Source organism: Sphingomonas guangdongensis (genome assembly GCF_900199185.1).
Taxonomy (GTDB): Bacteria; Pseudomonadota; Alphaproteobacteria; order Sphingomonadales; family Sphingomonadaceae; genus Sphingomonas; species Sphingomonas guangdongensis.
This window is the reverse complement of the sequence record NZ_OBMI01000002.1, coordinates 559,358-580,500: the sequence shown is the minus strand read 5'-3', so window position 1 is coordinate 580,500 and position 21,143 is coordinate 559,358. Positions and strand designations below refer to the sequence as shown.

The window sequence follows — 21,143 nt, the reverse complement described above, 5'->3', positions numbered from 1 at the left end:
GACAAGGATGACGGCGCACGCCGACCGTCACCACCCCGCAGGTCGAAGCAAAGGAGCAACCACGCAGCCAGAGGTACACAAATGACAAGATTCCTTGCGTCGACGATCGCGATCGCAGCAGCGACGATTGCGGCAGCTCCCGCCTATGCGCAGACGCTCGGCCGGCCCGCCGACACGGCGGAACAGGGTGACGAGGCAGCGACCGCCACCGACGAGAACATTGTCGTGATCGGCACCCGCCGGACCGACCGCACCGCGACCGATTCGCCCTCCCCCGTCGACATCATCAGCGCCGCGGAAATCAGCGCGCAGCCCGCCGCCAACATGATCGACGTGGTCCGCAACATCGTGCCGTCGTTCTTCGTCGGACAGAACACGATCTCCGACGCCTCCACCTTTGTCCGCTCGCCGTCGCTGCGCGGCTTGTCGGGCGACCAGGTGCTCGTGATGCTGAACGGCCGGCGCTACAATCGCTCGGCGCTGGTCCAGGTCTACGGCGGAAGCGACACCGGCCTTGGTCGCGGCGCGCAGGGCCCCGACATCTCCGCCATTCCGTCGCTCGCGGTCGGCAACCTCCAGGTGCTGCGCGAAGGCGCGACCGCCCAGTACGGATCGGACGCGATCGCGGGCGTGCTCAACTACGGCCTGCGCGAAGACGGCGGGTTCGAGCTCGTCGGCCGCGCCGGCGAATACTACGCGGGTGACGGGGAAAGCTACCAGATCGCCGGCAACGTCGGGTTCAAGCGCGACTTCGGCTTCATCAACATCACCGGCGAATATTACGACGACGCGCAGACCAGCCGCGGCGTGACCCGCCCGGCAGCCGTCCGCTTCGCCCAGAACTTCCCTGCGCTCGCCGCACAGCTGCCGAACTTTCCCGGACCGGTGCAGTACTGGGGCAGCTCGCCGTCGAGTGGGTACAAGGCGGTGGTCAACGCCGCGCTCGACATCAGCCCGGCCGCACGGCTTTACTTCTTCGGCAACTACGCGAACACGGACGGCGACCAGAGCTTCAACTACCGCCCGTCGGTGACGAGCAGCGCGCCCAATTCGAACGGCGTCAACGTGACGTTCGGCGCCAACCCGCTGTTCAACAACACCTTCTACCTGACCCCCTGCCCGGCCGGCAACGCGACCTGCCCAACCGGCGGCTTCGTCGCCGACAACAACACCTTTCGCTTCAGCCAGCTCTACCCGGCGGGCTTCACGCCCCGTTTCCAGGGTGAAACGGAGCAGCTCTACGGCGTGCTGGGGCTGAAGGGCCGATCCGGCGCGTTCACCTATGACGTGTCGGGAACGCTCGCTCGCAACAAGCTGACGCTCTCGATGTACTCGTCGCTAAACGCGTCCTACGGGCCGCAGACCCAGACCGAGTTCGAGTTCGGCGACCTGATCCAAGAGGAAGTGAACGCCAACGCCGACTTCACCTACGCGGCCGAGGTCGGGTTCGCGAGCCCCGTCACCATCTCGCTCGGCGGCGAGTTCCGCAAGGAGACATACGAGCAGACCGCCGGCGATCCGCAGTCCTACGGCGTCGGCCCGTACGCGGTCGCGCAGCGGCTCTATACGCAAACGGCGCCGGGCGTGTACACCTTCAGCGGCACGACGGCGGCGCAGGGCGTCGGCGCGAGCGGCTACGCCGGTACCAGCCCGGCGACCGCGGGCAGCTTCAGCCAGGAAAGCTACGGCATATACGCCGGGCTGGAGACGGACATCACGGAAGCATTTACCGTCGGCGCGGCCGGCCGGTACGAGCACTACAACACTTTCGGCGACGCCTGGGTGGGGAAGGTCAACGCGCTGTTCCGGCTGACGGAGGGCTTCTCCGTCCGCGGCAGCATCGGCACCGGCTTCCACGCGCCCTCACCCGGCCAGTCCAACGTGTCGATCGTCACGACCTCGTTCAACAACGGCGTCGCCTTTCAGGCAGGCACCTACCCGACCAACAACCCCGTGGCGCAATACTACGGCGCGACCGGCCTCACGCCGGAGGAATCGACCAACTACGGGCTCGGCGTGGTGCTGGAGCCGCTGCGGTCACTGACGGTGACGGTCGACGCCTACCAGATCGACCTGCGCGACCGGATCGGCCTCACCAGCCCGTTCATCGTTTCCGCCGCCGATCTCGCGGCACAGCCGTCCCTGCTGCCGGTCGGCGTTGGCGGCCAGGTCCAGTATTTCACCAACGGCTTCAACACCCGCACCCGCGGCATTGACTTCGTCGGCACCTGGCGCACCAGCCTCAGCGAAGCGGACCTGACCTTCTCGCTCGCGTACAACTACAACAAGACGGATGTCCGCAGCTTCGACACGCGGGTGGTCAGTGCCGCACAGCTGATCGACGCCGAGCGGCTGGCGCCGCGCCACCGCGCGGTGTTTAACGGCACGATCAACCTGCGCGGGCTGACCTTCAACGTGCGGGAGAACTATTACAGCTCCTTCACCAGCGCGCAGGACTACGGCATCACCGCGGCGACCGCGTCGACGCCCGCCTTCGCCAACCAGGTGTTCGGGGACAAGTTTACCACCGACCTGGAACTCGCCTACACCTTTGCCGAGCATTTCACGCTGGCGATCGGTGCGCAGAACTTCACGGACGAGAAGCCTGATCGCCTGCGCCAGACGGCGACGATCAACACCTTCCCGCTGGTCGGCGGCGGGACAGCGGATGGTCAGGTCTATCCGCGCAACGGCGGACCGTTCGGCGTCAACGGCGGCTTCTACTACGCCCGCGTCCGCGTGAAGTACTGACCTTCCCACCGGGGAGCCCGCGCGGCTCCCCGCGCCTCAGTGGCGGTGCTGCTGGCGGAGCCGGTAGCGCCCGTCGACCAGCCGGTCGAACAGCCCCGCGATCGCGGGATGGTCGACCGGCTCGTCGCTTCCGTCCCGGACAAGGTTCTGCTGGCTGACATAGGCGATGTAGGTCGACTCGTCGTTCTCGGCGAGCAGATGGTAGAAGGGCTGGTCCTTGTGCGGGCGGATCCCCTCCGGGATCGCCTCATACCACTCGTCCGTGTTGGCGAAGACCGGGTCGACGTCGAACACCACGCCGCGGAAATCGAGCAGTCGGTGCTTCACCACGTCACCGATGGTGAAACGGGCGCTGGCGACCGGCGGCAGGGGAACGCCGGGGGCGAATGCCTCGGCAAGCACAGGGTGATGCGTCATGTCAGGCAACGTAGGGCACTTTGCGCAGTGCACAAGCCGCAGCGCTTGCCGCCCCCGAAAACATCCGCTAAGCGCGCCCGCTCACGACCCGCGCCGGGCCTGTCGATCAGACCACAGGCGGCGCGATCCCCTCGCGGAGAGGTGGCAGAGTGGTCGAATGCACCGCACTCGAAATGCGGCGTGCCGGCAACGGTACCGAGGGTTCGAATCCCTCCCTCTCCGCCACTTACCAGCCGTGCACCTCGCTAACCCACGGTGTGGCGCGCGAGGTCCGTCGATCGAGCAGCGTGCGGAACACGCCGGATCGGCCTTCCATCCCACGCCTGTATAACCACGTCGAATAGGCGCGCCCGGACAATAGCCCCGGACCCGCTTCGCTCCGGCCTTCACCCCCGTCATGATCGCCGACATGCCGTTGGCAGAGTCCGACACGTAGCGATTGACCGGCGGCGTCTCGCTGAGTCCAGGTGCGACCACTGCTGCACCCGCAGCTTCAGCGGCTCGCCATAGCCAAGCAGGCTTGCGGCATTGAGCGTCGCGGCCCTACCGGCGTCCGCCAGGAAGATGATGACGTTTCGTGCGCGACGCGGCACCGCTGTGGCCGGCGGGGACGCCTGGGTGGTTGCGGTAGCCGCAGGAACGTCGCGCGCCGCGAGGGTCGCACCGGAGCAGGCAATCAGCCCGACGGCGCAGAGTCGCGCCACGTGATGAATGATGCTCGCGATTGTTGGTCGATCCCCGGATCAGTCTGAACCGCCGCCATCCGGCGGCAGATCGCAGCTGATTACCCGAGTATTCGGGACAGAGTGACGACCATTAGCCGTGCCGCAACCCGCGCCACCCGACCATCTTATCGCTCCGCCCCACCGTAAAGCAGCGCGTTGAACAGGAACTTGAAGGTGCCGTAGCTCTGCGCTCGCTGCGCGACCTCCGGGCCCATCAGGAACAGCTTGCCGCGACCGACGTCGACGTCGGCGACCGCGATCGTGCCGGCGAGCTTCTCCTCGCCGACCGCCCAGCCGCTGCGGAGCAGGTCGCGGCCCTCAAACCACGACACGCGGCGGGTACCGGGAGCGCCAAAAGGCGGCATGAAGGTTTGCGACGAGGCGAAGAACACGTCGACCTCGCTCGGCAGTCCGAAGCCGAGCGGCTGCGTGTTGTCGACCCGGGCGCGCAGCACGGTGCCGGGGATGAAGAACTCCTTGGTGTCCAGCGGGCGCGGGGCGCCGTCGACCTGGCGTGACAGCGCGGGCTTGAGCGCGGTCCCGAGCAGTTCCGCCAGGCGCCCGGAGCTGCCGATCGCAACCGCCGCACCGCCACCGCGGACGAACTCGGCGACGGCGGGCGCGGTCTTCGCATCGGTCGCGGTTCCGAGCATCCGGCGCATCTCCGTCGGCGTATCGACGACCTCGGGCTGCTGCCCTGGCCGGTCACTGCCCCATGCACCCTTGGGCGGCATCGCGTCGTCGGTGAACAGCAGCACGTCGTAGTCGCGGGCGAGGTTGCCGGCATCCAGGCGCTGCGGAAACACCTGTTCAAAGGAGAACTCGAAGCGCTCCAGCAGCCAGCGCGTCCAGCCTGCCGGCATCAGCCCGCCCCAGCGGTCCACCAGCCCCACGCGCACGGGCTTCAGCGCGATGCTTGCGCCGCTCGGCTGCGCGGCAACCGCGTGGGCGGTGATGCCGAGCTCGGCCGTGCCCTTCTCCAGGATCGCGCGCGCCTTGGTCGACGCGGGTACCCACAGCGCACCGGGCTGGAGCGCGGCACCGTCGGCGCTGGTCGCGCCCGACATCCACCGCACCGGCACCCTGACCTTCAGCAGACGGTTGGTCAGGATGAAGCTGTTGTTGGTCTCGTGACCCACCAGCCAGCCGGCCTGGCCGCTGCCGATGATGCGGCCCGGCGGCGGCGTCATCAGGTCCGGCACGGCGGTGAGCGGCGCGTCGAAGGGATCGAGCACGCGGTCGAACGTCACGCCCATCTGGTAGGCGAGCGTGTAGCCGGTGACGTCGTACGGCGCCTTGGGCGGGCCGCCAGGGTACTCGGTGTCGTGCGGGTGGTCCTGCGGCTCGAACATGTCGAGCACGTGCGGGCGGTAGGCCTGCGCGGTGCGCACCACATAGGAGCCTGCTGGGTAGCTCTTGCCGCCGGCGCTGAACGGCTGATCGGCGCGCTCCACCTCCACCCCATTCTTGATAAGGGCGTTGAGGAAGGTGACCGCGGTCGGCAGGTCGCGCTGGTCGGCGGGAATGACGTAGGCGCGCGGATCGCGCTCGGCGGGCGCCTGCATCAGCGTCTTGTAGAGCGCCGGATCGACCTTGCGCGCGCCACGCGCCTCCAGCGGCGCGGCCGCATCGAGTCGTCCGACCTTGGTCGGCGTAATCGTCCAGCTATCGGTGTTGCCCCGCGCGATGCTGTTCGCGCCCATCCGCCAGATGTTGAACAGCAGCCGCTCGCGGTTGCGCGAGGCATAGTCGATCACCGCGCGGTCGAGGCTCCACTGATAGTCGAGCGTCTGCTGGAGGTGCCACTCCTGCGGCGCGATCGGCAGCATCTCGTCGCCGCGCGGCAGCTGGGTCGCGGGGACCAGCGGGATCTTTTCCGGCGTGGGTCCGCCGATGATCTCCGTCAGCAGCCCGATTGAGTTGTGGAAGTAGGAGACGGATCGTTCCATCCCGTTGTGCCAGGTAGAATAGCGCGCGGCGCTGCGCATCCCCGAGCCCGCCTTTCCTTCGGCGATCAGCCGCGAGTGCATCGCGAAGCCGACCTCGCTCAGCTGCGACATCACGATCGGGTCGTAGTTGAAGTTGAACGGGTCGCGGAACGGCGGCACGAACACCACCATCCCCTCCGGCCCGGTCTGGTGCTGGTTGTAGACGATCTGGGGGTACCACTGGCGAAACAGCACGCGGTTGACGTTCTCCGTCTCCGGCATGTTGGCCATGTAGCTGTCGCGGTTGTTATCGTGGCCGATGTATTTTTGATAGAGTCGCGGCAGCGTCGCGAACTCCCGTTTCTTCGGGTCGGCGTGGCGCATGTACCAGTTGCTGACCAGGTCCATGCCGTCCGGATTGTCGTGTCCGAACAGCAGGATGCAGTCGTCCAGCGTCCGGAGCGTCTCCGCGTCCGACCCGCTCAGCAGCTTGTGGAGGACCTGGATCTGCCCCTGCGAGGTCACCGTCTCCGTCGCGTGCATGCCCGCATCGATCCACACCACGGCCTTCCCCGTCGCGGCGAGCTGGCGCGCCTCCGCCTCGCTCACCCGCCCGCGCGCCAGCTTCTCCGCGGTGCTGCGATACTCATCGAGCCGCGCGAGGTTGGCGGGTGACGAGACGATCGCCACCCACATCGTCCGTCCCTCCGCCGTCTTGCCGATGTCCATGAGCTTTATGCGGTCCGACTCGCCCGCGATCCGCTTCAGATAGGCTTCGTACTCGGCGTAGTTCGCCAGGTAATAGTCGCTCCCGACCGGCTGCTTAAAGAAGCGGTCGGGCGCGGTGACCTGCGCCCCCGCCCCGACGGGAGCGGACGCGAGGGCAGTGGCGAACAGCAGCGCACGGACGGACATCGGCAGAACTTTCCCTTGTAGGCGCGTGAGCTTAGTCGCCTGTCGCGCCAGCGCCAGTGGCGCGCGTTCCGGGTGCCTTCTTCATCTGTCGAAACACTCGAAGGCGTCGGCGATAACGTGCAAGCTGTCCCTACGATATTCGCCGCCGACCGCGACGTTGACCGCGCCGGCCGGCAGGTCGAACAGCTTGCCCGTCGCCTGGATGCCGGCCGGCTGCTGCTTGTTGGTGACGTCGCGCATGAAGGTGTGTCGCTCCATCGAACGCCGCCCCATGATGCAGCCGGTCGCTCCCGGCTTGTCGCCCATCGCGGCGTCAACGATTTGTTAACCTTTGAGGCGTCAATCCGCTGGTAACGTTTCTGAACAGAGGGTTACGATGCGCGCGCTGCTGCTTACGCTGTCGCTGGGACTGACCGTGGCGGGCTGCGCGCGCACGCCGGCCGTGGCGCCGGTGACGGTCAGTTCGGAGCCGATCGTGGAGGCGCCCCGGCCCGAGTGGGAGCGGATCGTGCGCCCGGCCGATGCTGCGCTGCTACAGACGATCGCAGCACGCCGAACAAGCATTCTGTCGCGATTGCCGCGGTCCGCTCGCACGCGGCTGACGGCCGAGGCGCCGGCGCTCGGCAGTCCGGCACTCGATCATGTCGCTCCGTCGCCTGGTTCCTACAACTGCCGGCTGGTGCGCTTCTCGACTCCGGCCGCGCGGCGCGCCGCCCCCACCTTTCGCGCTTTCCCGTCGTTCTTCTGCTACATTCGCGGGGAAAGCGAAGGTCGCTTCTCCTTCACCAAGCAAACCGGGTCTGATCAGCCGATCGGCTGGCTCTACCCGGACGACGACCGACGGATGGTGTTTCTCGGCAGGCGCCAGGCGGGTACCGCCGAGGAGCAGTACGGAACCGACCCGACGCAGGACTTGGCGGGCGTGCTCGAGCGGACCGGGTCGTTCCGCTGGCACCTGACCTTGCCGGGCGTCAACAGCGAAGTGTCGATCTACGAGATCACGCCCGTTCCCGCGGACGAGCAGCCACCCGCCTGATACCGGCCGCCTGAAGCGGCCAATTCCGGTCAATGGCGGTACAACGGCCCTGGCCGATGGATGGATCGCGCGCCTCCTTGGCTGGCACGGCCGTAGCCTTTGCGTTGTTCGCCCCTTTGCTCCTAAGTGGGGCGATCAGTGCTGCCTTTCATCCATGTCTATCGCCATCCCCAAGAGACTTAGTCCCGAACAGTCGCGTGATGCGGCCCTGGAAGCGGCGCGCGTGCTGTTGGTGGAGGACGGGCCGCAGGCGGTGACGCTGAAGGCGGTGGCGGCGCGGGTCGGGCGGACCCACGCCAACCTGCTCCACCATTTCGGGTCGGCCGGCGGGCTACAGCGGGCGCTGATCGCCTCCATGGCCGACCAGATCGTGGGGGAGATCGGCGCGGCGGTGCTGCGCGCGCGCGCCGGTGACCAGGATCCGGGCGAGGTGGTGGCGCTCACTTTCGACGCCTTCGGTCGTGGCGGCGCGGGCGCGCTCGCCAGCTGGATGATCCTGTCGGGGAACGAGGATGCGCTCAATCCGATCCTGGAGGCGATCCACCGGCTGGTCGACGAACTGGTCGAGCGGGACGACATGCCCGGCCGCCCGATCCACGAGGACACGCTGCAACTGGTGCTGATGGCGCTCGGCGACGCGCTGCTCGGCGGACCGATGGCGAAGGCGCTCGGGCTGCCACGCGACAAGGCGCGCGAGCTCGCGGCGCGGGGATTGATGGCGGGGCGGCGATAGGAGGAGGCGGGCCGCGGTCGAGGACCTTCCCCTACCCTCCCGTTCGTGCCGAGCTTCGTGCCGCATGCGCAGCGCCGCGGCAAAGCCGCGTCGTCGGCCGGGGCTGTAGCCCCGCCGGCCGGGCCGGCGCTCTTGTGTCGCCTTAGCGGTGCCAAGGCGCTACAACGCCCGCCATGCACTTCCTAGACCAGGCCAAGATCTTCGTCCGCTCGGGCGCCGGGGGCGGCGGCGCCGTCTCGTTCCGCCGTGAGAAGTTCATCGAATATGGCGGCCCCGACGGCGGCAATGGCGGCAAGGGCGGCGACATCGTGTTCGAGGCCGTCCCCGGGCTGAATACGCTGATCGACTTCCGCTACACCCAGCACTTCCGCGCGCCCCGCGGACAGGGCGGGTCGGGCAGCAACCGCACCGGCGCGGGCGGCGAGGATCTGGTAATAAAGGTGCCGATCGGCACCCAGATCCTCTCGGAAGACAAGGAGCACGTCCTTGCCGATTTCACCCGGGCGGGCCAGCGCGAGGTCTTCCTGCGCGGCGGCGACGGCGGGCGCGGCAACGCGAGCTACAAAACCTCCACCAACCGCGCGCCGCGCCAGCACGGCACCGGCTGGCCGGGTGACGAAGCATGGGTCTGGCTGCGGCTGAAGCTGCTCGCCGACGCCGGGCTGGTCGGACTACCCAACGCCGGCAAGTCGACCTTCATCAACGCCGTGACCAACGCGCAGGCCAAGGTCGGCGCCTATGCCTTTACCACCACCCGCCCCCAGCTCGGCGTCGTGCGTCACCGCGAGCGCGAGTTCGTGGTCGCTGATATCCCGGGGCTGATCGAGGGCGCGGCGGAGGGCGCCGGGATCGGCGACCGCTTCCTGGGGCACATCGAGCGGTGCCGCGTGCTGCTCCACCTGGTCGACGCGAACGACGCCGACGTGGCGGAAAGCTTCCGCGTTGTCCGCGACGAGCTTGCGGCCTACGGCGCCGGACTCGCCGACAAGCCGGTGGTGGTCGCGCTCAACAAGATCGACACCTTGGACGAGGAGCTGATCGCGGCCCTGTCGGCCGAGCTGGAGGCGGCGAGCGACGCGCAAGTGATCCCGCTCTCCGGCGCGGCCGGGATTGGCGTTGACTGGGTGCTCGACCGGCTGCTCGACGCGATGAGCGAGGAGAGCGCACCGGTCGCCGCCGACGACGAAGGCGAGGACGAGCTGGAGTGGTCGCCAGTTTGAGGGAGGGTGGCCGCTCTGCTATGATCCGAGCATGGCCTCGGAACCTGCATACCCGCTGTTAAGCGCCGCCGACTTCCTGGAAATCGAGTTCGGCGAAAAGAAGGCCGAGCTCGATAACGGCGTGATCCGGATGATGGCCGGCGGCACGGCCCGCCACGCAGAAGTTCAAGCCAACATCGTCGCGTGGCTTCGGCAACGACTACGAGGCTCCGGCTGTCGTCCGTACGGATCTGACATGGCCACGCTTACGCACAGCCGCTCGATCCGCTATCCGGATGTCAGCGTGTTCTGCGGTCGTGACGGTCGGGAAAATGACAACACAAAGGCCTTCGACGATCCTCGCGTGATCTTCGAAGTACTTTCCGCCGGCACCGCTCGCACGGACCTGCGCATCAAGCTCGACGAGTACAAGGCGCTCGACAGCATCGACACCATCGTCTTCGTGGACATAGCGACCGAGCGGCTTCGGATCGTGCAGCGGACCGCGGTGCACGGGTGGAGCGACGTCGAGCATGGCGAGCCGGTCGACGTTCCCCTGCCATCCCTCAGGCTCACGATCCCGCACGACGAGATCTTCGCGCGCGACTAGACGCGGCTCGGCGCCGGTCGCTAACGCACGCGGCGACATGAGCCTCTTTCCGCCCGCCGACTGCCCACGGCTGATCGTCAAGATCGGCTCGGCCTTGCTCGTCGAGGCCGATGGCAGCGTCCGCAGCGCGTGGCTCGCCGGGGTCGCGGCCGATGTCGCCACGCGGGTGACGGCCGGGCAACAGGTTGCGATCGTCTCGTCCGGCGCGATCGCGCTCGGCGCGCGGCGGCTGGGGCTCGCGAAGGGCGGCCGCGCTAGCCTGGAGGACGCGCAGGCCGCCGCCGCCGTCGGACAGATCGCGCTGTCGCAGACCTGGGCAGCCGTGCTCGCCGCGGAGGGGCTCACCGCCGCGCAGATGCTGCTGACGCTGGATGACCTGGAGGATCGCCGTCGGTACCTGAACGCCGCGGCGACGCTCGATCGCCTGTTGACGCTCGGCGTCGTACCCGTCTTGAACGAGAACGACAGCGTCGCGACCGAGGAGATCCGCTTCGGCGACAATGATCGGCTGGCCGCCCGCGTCGCACAGGCGGCGGGCGCGGCGGGCGTGATCCTGCTGAGCGACGTCGACGGCCTCTACGACCGCAACCCCGCCCTGCCCGGTGCCGCCCACATGTCGCGCGTCGAACGGATCGACGCGGCGATCACGGCGATGGCCGACACCGGCTCCACTTCCGGGATGGGATCGGGGGGCATGGTGTCGAAGATCGCCGCCGCGCGGATCGCGGCGAGCGCGGGCGCCTCGCTCGCGATCGCGTCGGGGCGGATCGAGCGCCCGCTCTCGACCGAGGCGCGCCACACGCTGTTCGTCGCCGAGCGTGGCGCCCCCGCGCGCAAGGCATGGCTGGCGGGCGGGCTCACGGCACGCGGCACGCTGCACGTTGATGCCGGCGCGGCGCAGGCGCTCGCGGGTGGCGCAAGCCTGCTCGCCGCGGGCGTGATGCGGATCGAGGGCAGCTTCGCACGCGGCGACCTCGTTGCGATCATCGGACCGGCCGGTCCGGTCGCGCGGGGGCTGAGCGAGTATGACGCCGCCGACGCCGCCAGGCTGATCGGGCATCGCCGCGAGGAACACGCCGTCCTGCTCGGCTACGCGCCGCGCGCCGCGCTCGTCCACCGCAACCACATGGCGCTGCTGTGAGGATCGCGGTTACCGGCGCGACCGGTTTCGTCGGGGCCCGGCTGCTCGACCGGGCGATCGCAGCCGGGCACCGGGTCAACGCCCTCACCCGGCGGGCGCAGCCGCCGCGCGAGGGTGTGGCCTGGGTGAGCGGTGCGCTCAACACAGCTGACGCGCTCGCGGAACTCGTCACGGAAGTTGACGCGGTCATCCACGTCGCCGGCGTCGTCAACGCGCCTGACCACGCCGGCTTCGCGGAGGGGAACATCGCGGGTACGGAGGCGATCGTCACCGCCGCAACGCGCGGCGGCGTGCGCCGGTTCGTCCACGTCTCCTCGCTGGCCGCGCGGGAGCCGCAGCTGTCGAACTATGGGTGGTCGAAGGCCGAGGCTGAGCGGGTCGTGCGCGCCGCCGCGCCCGACTGGGACATGGTGCGCCCGCCGGCTATCTACGGGCCCGGCGACATGGATCAGCTCGAGCTTTTTCGCCTCGCACGCCGTGGCCTGGCGCTGACGCCGCCGGCGGGACGGCTGTCGCTCCTCCACGTCGATGATCTCGCCCGCCTGCTGCTTGCGCTGGCGCAAGCGCCCGCCGGCTCCGCCACTTACGAGGCGGATGATGGCGCGAGCGGCGGCTACAGCTACGCCGACTTCGCCCGCGCGATCGGCACGGCGCTCGGCAAGCGGGTACGGGCGATCGCCATGCCCCGCCCGCTGATGGAGGTAGGCGCGTGGCTCGACCGGCTGGCACGCGGGGACAAGGCGCGGCTCACGCCGGACCGAGTCGCCTATTTCTGCCATCCCGACTGGGTCATCGACCCTGCGCATCGACCCCCGCCCACCCTCTGGCAGCCCGTTGTCCCGACGCCCGCCGGCCTTGCCGACACGGCGGCATGGTATCGTTCGCGCGGGCTGCTATAGCGCCAACACGCTGCCGCATTTGGGGCCCACAGGACCGTACATGACCGACCGCCAAGCCATCTTCGACACCGTCACCGCCCAGATCGAGCCGTTCAACAAGAAGGGCGTCGCGCTCACCGAGGCCACCACCTTCCAGGGCGACCTGGAGTGGGACAGCTTGACCGTCATGGACTTTGTCGCGGCAATCGAGGACGAGTTCGACATTCTGATCACGATGAACATGCAGGCGGAGATCGAGACAGTCGGCCAGCTTGTCGACGCAGTGCAGAAGCTGAAGAACGCCTGACACCCTCTCTCCTCCGTTCGTCCTGAGTAGAGACTGAGCGGAGGCGAAGGCTCGTATCGAAGGATCCTTCGATACAGTGTCAGGCGAAACATGCCCCGCATGTTTCAGGATCGTCCGGGGGACGATCCGACCTGACACTCTTCGACGAGCTCAGCAGCTACTCAGGACGAACGGACTACCGCAATGACCGAAACCGGCCTCCAGCCCGAGACCCTTCCCGCCGATCCCGCGCCGGTCGCTCCGATGCGCGACCTGATGTCGAAGTTCGACGGCCTGATCGCGGAACGCCAGGCGCTGCTCGACAGCGGGGTCACCGATCCGTTCGCGATCGTGATGGACAAGGTCCGCTCGCCGACCGAAGCGGTGATCAAGGGCAAGGATACGATCCTGCTCGGGACCTACAATTACATGGGCATGACCTTCGACCCCGACGTGCTCGCCGCGGGCGAGGCGGCGCTCGCGCAGTTCGGGTCGGGCACCAACGGCAGCCGGATGCTCAACGGCACCTTCCGCGATCACATGGCGGTGGAGCAGGCGCTGCGCGACTTCTACGGCATGTCGGGGGCGATCGTGTTCTCGACCGGCTACATGGCCAATCTCGGCATGATCTCGACGCTCGCGGCAAAGGGCGAGTACGTCATCCTCGACGCCGACAGCCATGCCTCGATCTACGACGGCTGCGCGCAGGGCAACGCGGAGATCGTCCGCTTCCGACACAACTCGGTCGAGGACCTCGACAAGCGGCTCGGGCGGCTCCCGAAGGAACCCGGGAAGCTCGTCGTGCTCGAGGGCGTCTACTCGATGCTCGGCGACGTCGCGCCGCTGAAGGAAATGGTGGCGGTCGCCAAGGCGCACGGCGCCATGGTACTCTCGGACGAGGCGCATTCGATGGGCTTCTACGGCCCCAACGGGCGCGGCGTGTACGAAGCTCAGGGTCTCGACGGACAGGTCGACTTCGTGATCGGCACCTTTTCCAAGTCGGTCGGCACCGTGGGCGGCTTCTGCGTGTCCGACCACCCGAAGTTCGAGGCGATCCGCCTCGCCTGCCGTCCCTACATCTTCACCGCCAGCCTGCCGCCCTCGGTCGTCGCGACCGCCGCCACGTCGATCCGCAAGCTGATGACCGCGCGCGAGAAGCGCGAGCGGCTGTGGGCGAACGCCCGCGCGCTTCACGGCGGGCTTACGCAGCTCGGCTTCCGGCTCGGTACCGCGACGCCCGAGAGCGCGATCGTCGCCGTCATCCTGTCCGACCAGGAGCAGGCGGTCGCCATGTGGCAGGCGCTGCTCGACAGTGGCGTTTACGTGAACATGGCGCGCCCGCCGGCGACCCCGGCGGGCACGTTCCTGCTGCGTTGCTCGCTCTGCGCGGAGCACAGTTCGGAGCAGATCGAGCGCGTGCTCGGCCTGTTCGCCGCGGCCGGGCGCGCGGTTGGCGTGATCGGTTAACCTTCGCTTTCCACGCGACTCGCGTTCGGCTACAACGCAGCCGGGATGAGCGGGTGGGGCACGTCCAGGGCGGTGACCGCGGTCTACGCCAATTGGCGCACGATCATGCTGACGATCGTGGCGCTGCTTGGCGCGGGCGTCCTTTTCACGATGATATATTCGCTCGCCGATGGCACGCGAGAGCGCGATCGCGCGCTTCGCCTGCAGTCACACAGCTACGAGGTGATGATCCTGACCCGCACGCTGGCGGGTACGATGGCCCGGGCGGAAGCGGCTCTGGGACGCTACGTGATCTCAACCGACCGGACGCTCGGGCAGCAGTACTCGGCCTATTGGGTGCTGGCGGGCGAGCAGATCCGACGCCTGGGCATCATCACGCGCGACAATTCGGAGCAAACCGCGCGCGTCGCCGCACTCCGCCAAGCGTATCAGGAACGCGGCGACGAGCTCGCGCTGATCGCGCTGTCGACCAACTACAGCAAGAACGCGCAGGCGCTAGCCCGCTTCTATCGTGCCCGCGACGGCGCCGCGCTCGCACGCATCGACACGCTGCTCAAAGGGCTGATCGCGTCGGAGCGACACCTTCTTACCGAGCGATCGGCGACGGCGCTCGAGTCGATCGAGACCTCCAACCGCGCGGTGAAGCTGTTCGCGGGCTTCGGTATCGCGCTGATGATCGGCGCGATCGTGCTCGGCTACATGACCGTGCGAGCGCTGGCCGACCGCGCGATCTCGTCGGCCGAGGCGGACGCCGAGCGGCAGCGCTCCGAACTGCTGCAGCTGGCGGTCGCCGACGCGACCCGTGAGTTGCACGCGGAGGCCGCCGAGCGCGCCGCGGCCGAGGCGCGGCTGCGCCAGATCCAGAAGCTCGACGCGGTCGGACAGCTGACCGGCGGTATCGCCCACGACTTCAACAACATGCTTGCCGTCGTGCTCGGCGGCATCGAACTCGCTAAGCGCCGGCACCTAGATGGCGGCGCCGACGTGCTGCGGCACCTGGACAGCGCGGCCGAGGGCGCGAGCCGCGCCTCCGCCCTCACCCGGCGCCTGCTCGCCTTCGCCAGGTCCGAACCGCTGCTGCCGCAGGCAGTGGAGGCGCGCGCGCTGATCGAGGGCATGCGCGACCTGATCGACCGGACGCTCGGCGACCTGATCCAGGTCAGGACAGCGCATGCGCAACCGGGCTGGCACGTCTGGGTCGACCGCCACGGGCTGGAGAACGCGATCCTGAACCTTGCCGTCAACGCCCGCGACGCGATGGACGGCCGCGGCACGCTGACCATCGCGACCGGGGCCGTCACGCTTGCCGAGCACGAGGTGGGACACTGCGCCGCCGGCGATTACGCGACCATCGCCGTCACCGACACCGGCGTCGGCATGACCCCGGAGGTGATCGACCGCGTTTTCGAGCCCTTCTTCACCACCAAGCCGGTCGGCAAGGGAACGGGGCTCGGTCTCAGCCAGATCTTCGGCTTCGTCCAGCAGTCGCGCGGCGACATCGCGATCCGCTCCGCGCCGGGCGAAGGCTGCACCGTCACCATCTACCTCCCCCGGCACGCCGCGGCGGACAGCGGGGCGAGCACCGCGCCCGTGCTGGTCGAGGCAATCGCCGGGCGCCAGGTGCGCCCGCTCCAGGTACTCGTCGTCGAGGACGATCCTCGCGTGCTCTCCGCCACCGTCGCCGCGCTGACCGAGCTCGGCCACCAGCCGATCGCGTGCAACGACCCGCTGAAGGCGATGGCGGTCGCCAACAACCTGGATGTCATCGACCTGATCATCTCGGACGTGCTGATGCCGGGGAAGACCGGGCCCGAACTGGTCGGCGAGCTGTCGCAGCTCCGGCCGGATGCCGCCGTCCTGTTCGTCACGGGCTACGCCGGCGAAGCGGGCGAGGCGGAGGATTTCGGCGGCCACGGCGTGCTCCGCAAGCCGTTCACGATCGCCGGGCTCGACGGCGCGGTGCGCCAGGCGCTGGCGGCTCGCGGCGCCACCCCTGCCGTGCCGCAGACCGCCGCTGCCTGAGCGTTTCGGGGGCTGGCAGGCGCGGGCTTCCCGCGTATAGCTGCCCCGTCCGCTCCGAAGGCCTCCGGCTGCTCCACACCTCATGAAGTCGATCGATCGCTACATGGCCCGCCTGATCGCGGTGCCGCTGATCTCGACGCTGCTCATCGCGGCGATGCTGCTGGTGCTCGACCGCATGCTGCGGTTGTTCGACTTCGTCGCGACGGAGGGTGGCCCGGTCAGTGTGGTGTGGAAGATGCTGGCCAACCTGCTGCCCGAGTACCTCGGGCTCGGCATCCCGATCGGGCTGATGCTCGGCATTTTGCTCGCCTTTCGCCGGCTGGCGACCACGTCCGAGCTCGACGTTCTGCGCGGCGTTGGCATGAGCTACGCGCGGCTGCTGCGCGTTCCGTACTTCTACGCAATCGTGCTCGCCGCGCTCAACCTCGCGATCGTCGGCTATGTGCAGCCGCGCGCGCGCTACGCCTATGAGGGCCTGCGATTCGAACTCCGCTCGGGCGCGCTCGGCGCATCGATCAAGGTCGGCGAGTTCACCAGGCTGGGCGACCGGCTGACGCTCCGGATCGAGCGCAGCCGCAACAAGGGCGCCGAGCTCTCGGGCATCTTCGTCCACGCGACCCCCTCCCCCGGCAATTGGGCGTCGGCGACGGCCGAGCGCGGGCAGTTCCTGCGCACCGACGATCCCGACGTGATCATCTTCCGCCTGACCAACGGTACGCTGGTCCACTACGCGCCGGGCTACGTCAGTCCGCGGGTGCTGTCTTTCACGTCGCACGACCTGCCCATCGACCTGCCGCGGTTCGAGGCGTTCCGGCGGCGCGGCGAGCGCAACCTGGAACTGACCCTGCCGGAGCTCGCCGTGCTGGGGCAGGATTCCCGCGTGTCGGAGGAGCTTCGCGACACCAGCCGCGCCGCCTTTCACTTCCGCCTGGCGGAGGTCGCGACCATGTTCCTGCTGCCGATGCTGGCGCTTTCGCTGGGGGTTCCGCCGAAACGCTCGACGTCGGCGCTCGGCGTGTTCGTCGCGATCGTGATGATCGTCGCCTATCACAAGATCAACGAATATGGTGAGGACATCGGCGGGCTCGGCCGGGTCGATCCGATTATCACGCTGTGGGGACCCTTTGCGCTGTTCGCGGCGCTGACCTTCTGGATGTACTACACCATCGCTTATGTGCCCGGCGGCCAGCCGATCGGCGCGCTCGAACGCGTCGCCGGCAAGGCCTGGGGTTGGATCAGGCGACGCTTCTCGCTCGGCCGCCGGCGGGTGGCTGCGGCGTGACGCTCAACTCCTTCTTCCCGTCGCGTACGATCACCTGGTATCTCGCCAAGACATTCCTGGTGCGGATCCTGGCCGTGGTCGCGGGGATGGCGCTGATCCTCCAGACGCTCGACCTCTTGAGCGAGAGCGGTCGCATCCTCGCCTATGAGGGCAACGGTCAGGCGCAAATCCTGCGCTACATATCGCTCCGCATGCCGCAGATCGTCTCCTGGCCGATCCTGCCCTTCTCCGTGCTGCTCGCGACCATCATCACGCTGACCACGCTCAACCAGAACAGCGAGGTAATCTCACTCAAGGCGTCGGGGCTGTCGGCTCACCAGGTGCTCGCGCCGCTGATCGTCGCGGCGCTCGGCGTCGCGATCGTCTCGTTCGCCTTCAACGATCGCGTCGTCGCCCGAGCGACCGCGACGCTCGATACCTGGCGGAAGGTCGACTACGGACCGATCCCCGTCGACCGCGGCGACCGCACCAACGTGTGGGTGCGGCGCGGCAACGACCTGATCCACGCCAGTCGGATCAGCGGCCGTGGCGCCGGCGCGCGGCTCGCTGGCGTCAGCCTCTACGAGCGGGAGGCCGGGCGCCTGACCTATGTCATTCTCGCCGATGCCGGCCGGCCGGAGGGGAACGGCTGGCGCGTGACCAACGCGCGGCGCTTCGACGTGGCGAGCGGGCGGCAGTCTGCGCTCGGCAACCCACTGGTGGCGCAGGGTGTGCGCCCCGACCAATTCACCCTGTCGAGCGTCAGCGCGGACGGGCTGTCCTTCGGCGCGCTGTCGGCCGCGATCGACGATCTGCGCGACGCCGGTCGCCCGACCAAGGCGCTCGAGGGCAACCTCTGGCACAAGCTGTCCGGGCCGCTGTCCGCCGTGCTGATGCCGCTGCTGGGCGCGGTGGCGGCGTTCGGCGTCGCGCGCTCGGGCAAGCTCTTCATCCGCGCTGTGATCGGCATGGCGCTCGGCTTCGCCTATTTCGTCGCCGACAATTTCGCGCTCGCGATGGGCACGCTCGGCGCCTACCCGCCGTTCCTCGCCGCCTGGGCGCCGTTCCTGCTCTTCCTGCTTGTCGGCGAGGCGGTGCTGATCCGGACGGAAGAGTAGTCGCTCACCGCTGGCCGAGCGTGCTCCGCACCAGCCGGTGCAGCAGGCCGGGCAGCCCGTCGTAGCTCGCCTTGTGATAGGGCGAGCCCGCCTCCACCGCCGCCGACAGCCGGCGATGCGCCTCACCGAGCGCGTGGTACGGCAGTCCCGGGAGCAGGTGATGGAGCGCATGATAGCGCAGGCCAACCGGCGCCCACAGCGCCGGCAGCAGCGCCGGCGGCGGCACGTTGACCGAATCGAGGTACTGGGCGGTGACGCTCATCGCCTCGCCCTCATTCTCCCACAGGTGCGCGACCAGCGTGCGAACCTGGTTCAGCACCATGGTCGCCGACAGGATCGCGAGGAAGATCGCAAAGGCGCGCAGCGGCACCACCCCGGTCGCGACCAGCGCCACCAGCGTGATCGCCCACAGGCTCGTCGCGACCTCCAGCCGCACCCACAGCTTGCGATAGTCGCTCGTCGCGTCGCGACGACGAAAGGCCGGGTTGATCGCGAGCGCGGAAAAGCGCGCCGCGATCGTCCGGCGCAGCCCCGGGATCGCGAGCGACAGCGGCGACAGCACCGCGAAGCGGAACAGGAGCGCGATCGGCCCGAGCGCGGCGGTCACGACGAACAGCGGCACCGACCACGGCTTCATCAGCGCGAGCGGCAGATACTCCGGGTCGTCAACCGTGCCGTAGCGGGTCTTGGCGTGATGGAGGTTGTGGACCCCCTCGTACATGAAGGATGGGATCAGCAGCGGAATGCCGACCAGCAGGTTCCAGCCGAGCCGAAAGCCGGGCACCGCCGCGTGCTTGATGTGGCTGACCTCGTGAATGAAGCTGCCCGCCCGGTAGAGCGCGAACACCGCAACCACCGCCGCCGCCAACGCCCAACCGGTCGAGGGCGCCAGGATCGCACCCGCGAGCGCCGCATAGCCGACCAGCGCGGAGGCGATCGTGTCGCCCCAGTAGATCGCCGGCTTCGCCGAATGCAGGTCGCGCGAGATCTCGGCCGCGGTCCGCAGCAGCGCCTTGTCATCCACGATGACGGGGCGTGGAGCGCGCGCAGTCGCCCGCACGCCGACAAAGGCGGAGCGCGTGTCTGCCGAGATCGAGGAGGTTGTCATGGAGGTCGCCATTGACGCAAGATAGTGGCACCAGCGTGGCATTTGGAGGGGGTCGCTTGACAGGGTCCGCGGGGCCGCTGACTGCTCGCGCCGCCTGATTGCTGGAAGGTTTCCTAACATGTCCGACGTCACCATCCGCCCCATCACGGCGAAGGCCGATCGCAAGAAGTTCGTCGACCTGCCGTTCCGGCTTTACGCCGAGGATCCCCACTGGGTGCCGCCGCTGAAGGGCGAGGCGCTGGGCCTGATCACGCCGGCGAAGAACGGCTGGTTCAGCCACGCGGAGGCGCAGCTGTTCCTGGCCGAGCGAGGGGGTCGCGTGGTCGGGCGCATCTCCGCGCATATCGACACGCTGGCACTCACCATGCCGGCGGACCAAGGCTTCGGCCCCGGGGTCGGCCAATGGGGGCTGTTCGATGCGGAGGACGCCGCGATCGGCGCGCAACTGATCGCGACGGCGGAGGAGTGGCTGCGCGGCCAGGGCATGAGGCGGGCACTGGGGCCGATCTCCATGTCGATCTGGGAGGAGCCGGGGCTGCTGATCGAAGGCCATGATCATTCGCCGACCATCATGATGGGGCACGCGCGGCCGATCTATCGCGAGTGGATCGAGGCGGCAGGCTACGATCCGGTCAAGCAGTTGCTGACCTACGACCTCGACATCACACAGGAATTCCCGCCCCTGGTGCAGCGGATCATCCAGTCGGGCGAGCGGAACCCCCGCATCCGCGTGCGCGAGGTCGACAAGTCGCGCTTCGAGGAAGAGGCCGCGTTCATCCTCGCCATCCTGAACGATGCCTGGTCGGACAATTGGGGTTTCGTGCCCCTGACCCCGCCCGAGATCAAGGACGTGGGGGTCAAGCTGAAGCCGATCGTGTTCAACGACCTGATCCGCATCGCCGAGCTCGACGGCCGCCCGGTCGCCTTCATGATCACGCTTCCCGACCTCAACGAAGCGATCAAGCCGCTGAACGGCAGCCTGTTGCCGTTCGGCTGGGCGAAGCTGCTGCTGTGGCTGCGTGCGCCCAAGGTGCGGACGATGCGCGTGCCGCTGATGGGCGTGATCAAGGAGCTGCAGGCGTCGCGGATGGCGAGCCAGCTCGCCTTCATGATGATCGAGTATATTCGCCGCGCCTCCGTCCACCGCTACGGCGCGACGCGGGGCGAGATCGGCTGGATCCTCGACGACAATCAGGGGATGCGCTCGATCGCGGACACGCTAGCGGGCCGGATCAACAAGGTTTATCAGGTCTACGGCAAGGACCTGTGAGCCGGCGGCGGTGACGGGACCGCCGCCGGGTCGGCCGGATCAGGGGATCGTAACGCCCTTGGCAGCCCAGTCGGCGCGCGTTTCGCAGACCTTGCGCGGAATCCGCGATCCGGTCGGCGCCTCAATGATGCAGTAGCGCGGCGCGACCGAGCGGGCGGTGGGGGCCAGCGCGGTCGTCGCCGGCGTGGCGACGGCGGCCCCCGGCTCGGCCGGCGCGGCGAACGGCACCGGCTGGATGGCGACAACAGCGGCGAGCAGCAGACTGGCGATCATGATTG

General features: G+C 68.6%; 18 protein-coding genes and 1 tRNA gene. 14 read left to right on the top strand and 5 right to left on the bottom strand.

All coding sequences use genetic code 11. From position 1 onward, the window contains the following. Positions 1-81 precede the first annotated feature (81 nt). On the top strand, positions 82-2,751 hold the full coding sequence (locus CRO12_RS09940; protein ID WP_097063878.1) for a TonB-dependent receptor plug domain-containing protein: 2,670 nt from the start codon (positions 82-84) through the stop codon (positions 2,749-2,751). Between the two features lie 36 nt (positions 2,752-2,787). Here the strand turns inward: CRO12_RS09940 and hspQ are convergent, their stop codons facing one another. Then, positions 2,788-3,168, bottom strand: coding sequence for a heat shock protein HspQ (gene hspQ, locus CRO12_RS09935; RefSeq protein ID WP_097063877.1), 381 nt, complete (start codon positions 3,166-3,168; stop codon positions 2,788-2,790). A gap of 135 nt (positions 3,169-3,303) precedes the next feature. On the opposite strand from hspQ, the gene CRO12_RS09930 reads away from it, so the two are divergent. Beyond that, a tRNA-Ser gene (locus tag CRO12_RS09930) sits at positions 3,304-3,393 on the top strand. A 625-nt stretch (positions 3,394-4,018) separates the two neighbouring features. Here CRO12_RS09930 and CRO12_RS09925 read toward each other — a convergent pair. Then, positions 4,019-6,736, bottom strand: a complete 2,718-nt coding sequence (locus tag CRO12_RS09925; protein WP_097063876.1) for a M14 family metallopeptidase — start codon at positions 6,734-6,736, stop codon at positions 4,019-4,021. A gap of 81 nt (positions 6,737-6,817) precedes the next feature. Continuing rightward, a complete protein-coding gene (locus CRO12_RS09920; RefSeq protein ID WP_097063875.1) occupies positions 6,818-7,042 on the bottom strand; it encodes a hypothetical protein in 225 nt (74 codons plus the stop codon). A 70-nt stretch (positions 7,043-7,112) separates the two neighbouring features. Here CRO12_RS09920 and CRO12_RS09915 point away from each other — a divergent pair, with 70 nt between their 5' ends. The 11 genes from CRO12_RS09915 (at position 7,113) to lptG (ending at position 18,487) form a co-directional block, all read left to right on the top strand. Continuing rightward, positions 7,113-7,772, top strand: coding sequence for a DUF4893 domain-containing protein (locus CRO12_RS09915; RefSeq protein WP_097063874.1), 660 nt, complete (start codon positions 7,113-7,115; stop codon positions 7,770-7,772). A gap of 154 nt (positions 7,773-7,926) precedes the next feature. Continuing rightward, on the top strand, positions 7,927-8,505 hold the full coding sequence (locus CRO12_RS09910) for a TetR/AcrR family transcriptional regulator (RefSeq protein WP_097063873.1): 579 nt from the start codon (positions 7,927-7,929) through the stop codon (positions 8,503-8,505). Between the two features lie 173 nt (positions 8,506-8,678). After that, positions 8,679-9,725: a GTPase ObgE gene (gene obgE / locus CRO12_RS09905; RefSeq protein WP_097063872.1), complete on the top strand. Its 1,047-nt coding sequence runs from the start codon at positions 8,679-8,681 to the stop codon at positions 9,723-9,725. A 31-nt stretch (positions 9,726-9,756) separates the two neighbouring features. Beyond that, complete coding sequence (locus tag CRO12_RS09900) at positions 9,757-10,314, top strand: Uma2 family endonuclease (RefSeq protein WP_097063871.1); 558 nt, start codon at positions 9,757-9,759, stop codon at positions 10,312-10,314. Between the two features lie 37 nt (positions 10,315-10,351). Then, positions 10,352-11,455 carry a glutamate 5-kinase gene (proB, locus tag CRO12_RS09895; RefSeq protein WP_097063870.1) on the top strand — a complete coding sequence of 368 codons (1,104 nt, stop codon included), beginning with the start codon at positions 10,352-10,354 and terminating at the stop codon, positions 11,453-11,455. After that, complete coding sequence (locus tag CRO12_RS09890; protein ID WP_097063869.1) at positions 11,452-12,354, top strand: NAD-dependent epimerase/dehydratase family protein; 903 nt, start codon at positions 11,452-11,454, stop codon at positions 12,352-12,354. The genes proB and CRO12_RS09890 overlap by 4 nt, the downstream gene beginning before the upstream one ends. Positions 12,355-12,394: 40 nt before the next feature. Beyond that, a complete protein-coding gene (locus tag CRO12_RS09885; RefSeq protein WP_097063868.1) occupies positions 12,395-12,640 on the top strand; it encodes an acyl carrier protein in 246 nt (81 codons plus the stop codon). A gap of 183 nt (positions 12,641-12,823) precedes the next feature. Further along, positions 12,824-14,086 carry a serine palmitoyltransferase gene (gene spt / locus CRO12_RS09880; protein ID WP_097063867.1) on the top strand — a complete coding sequence of 421 codons (1,263 nt, stop codon included), beginning with the start codon at positions 12,824-12,826 and terminating at the stop codon, positions 14,084-14,086. 45 nt (positions 14,087-14,131) lie between these two features. Beyond that, complete coding sequence (locus tag CRO12_RS09875) at positions 14,132-16,108, top strand: ATP-binding protein (protein WP_097063866.1); 1,977 nt, start codon at positions 14,132-14,134, stop codon at positions 16,106-16,108. Between the two features lie 82 nt (positions 16,109-16,190). Next, a complete protein-coding gene (lptF, locus tag CRO12_RS09870; protein WP_179640960.1) occupies positions 16,191-17,390 on the top strand; it encodes an LPS export ABC transporter permease LptF in 1,200 nt (399 codons plus the stop codon). After that, positions 17,387-18,487 (top strand): LPS export ABC transporter permease LptG, encoded by a 1,101-nt coding sequence (gene lptG / locus CRO12_RS09865; RefSeq protein WP_097064283.1) that lies wholly within the window; start codon positions 17,387-17,389, stop codon positions 18,485-18,487. Before lptF ends, lptG begins: the two co-directional genes overlap by 4 nt. Positions 18,488-18,491: 4 nt before the next feature. Here lptG and CRO12_RS09860 read toward each other — a convergent pair whose 3' ends face one another. Continuing rightward, positions 18,492-19,595, bottom strand: coding sequence for a fatty acid desaturase family protein (locus tag CRO12_RS09860; protein ID WP_097064282.1), 1,104 nt, complete (start codon positions 19,593-19,595; stop codon positions 18,492-18,494). A 118-nt stretch (positions 19,596-19,713) separates the two neighbouring features. Here CRO12_RS09860 and CRO12_RS09855 point away from each other — a divergent pair, with 118 nt between their 5' ends. Continuing rightward, positions 19,714-20,865, top strand: coding sequence for an N-acetyltransferase (locus tag CRO12_RS09855; protein ID WP_097063865.1), 1,152 nt, complete (start codon positions 19,714-19,716; stop codon positions 20,863-20,865). Positions 20,866-20,904: 39 nt separating this feature from the next. Here CRO12_RS09855 and CRO12_RS09850 read toward each other — a convergent pair whose 3' ends face one another. Next, positions 20,905-21,138 (bottom strand): hypothetical protein, encoded by a 234-nt coding sequence (locus CRO12_RS09850; protein WP_097063864.1) that lies wholly within the window; start codon positions 21,136-21,138, stop codon positions 20,905-20,907. Positions 21,139-21,143: the final 5 nt, after the last annotated feature.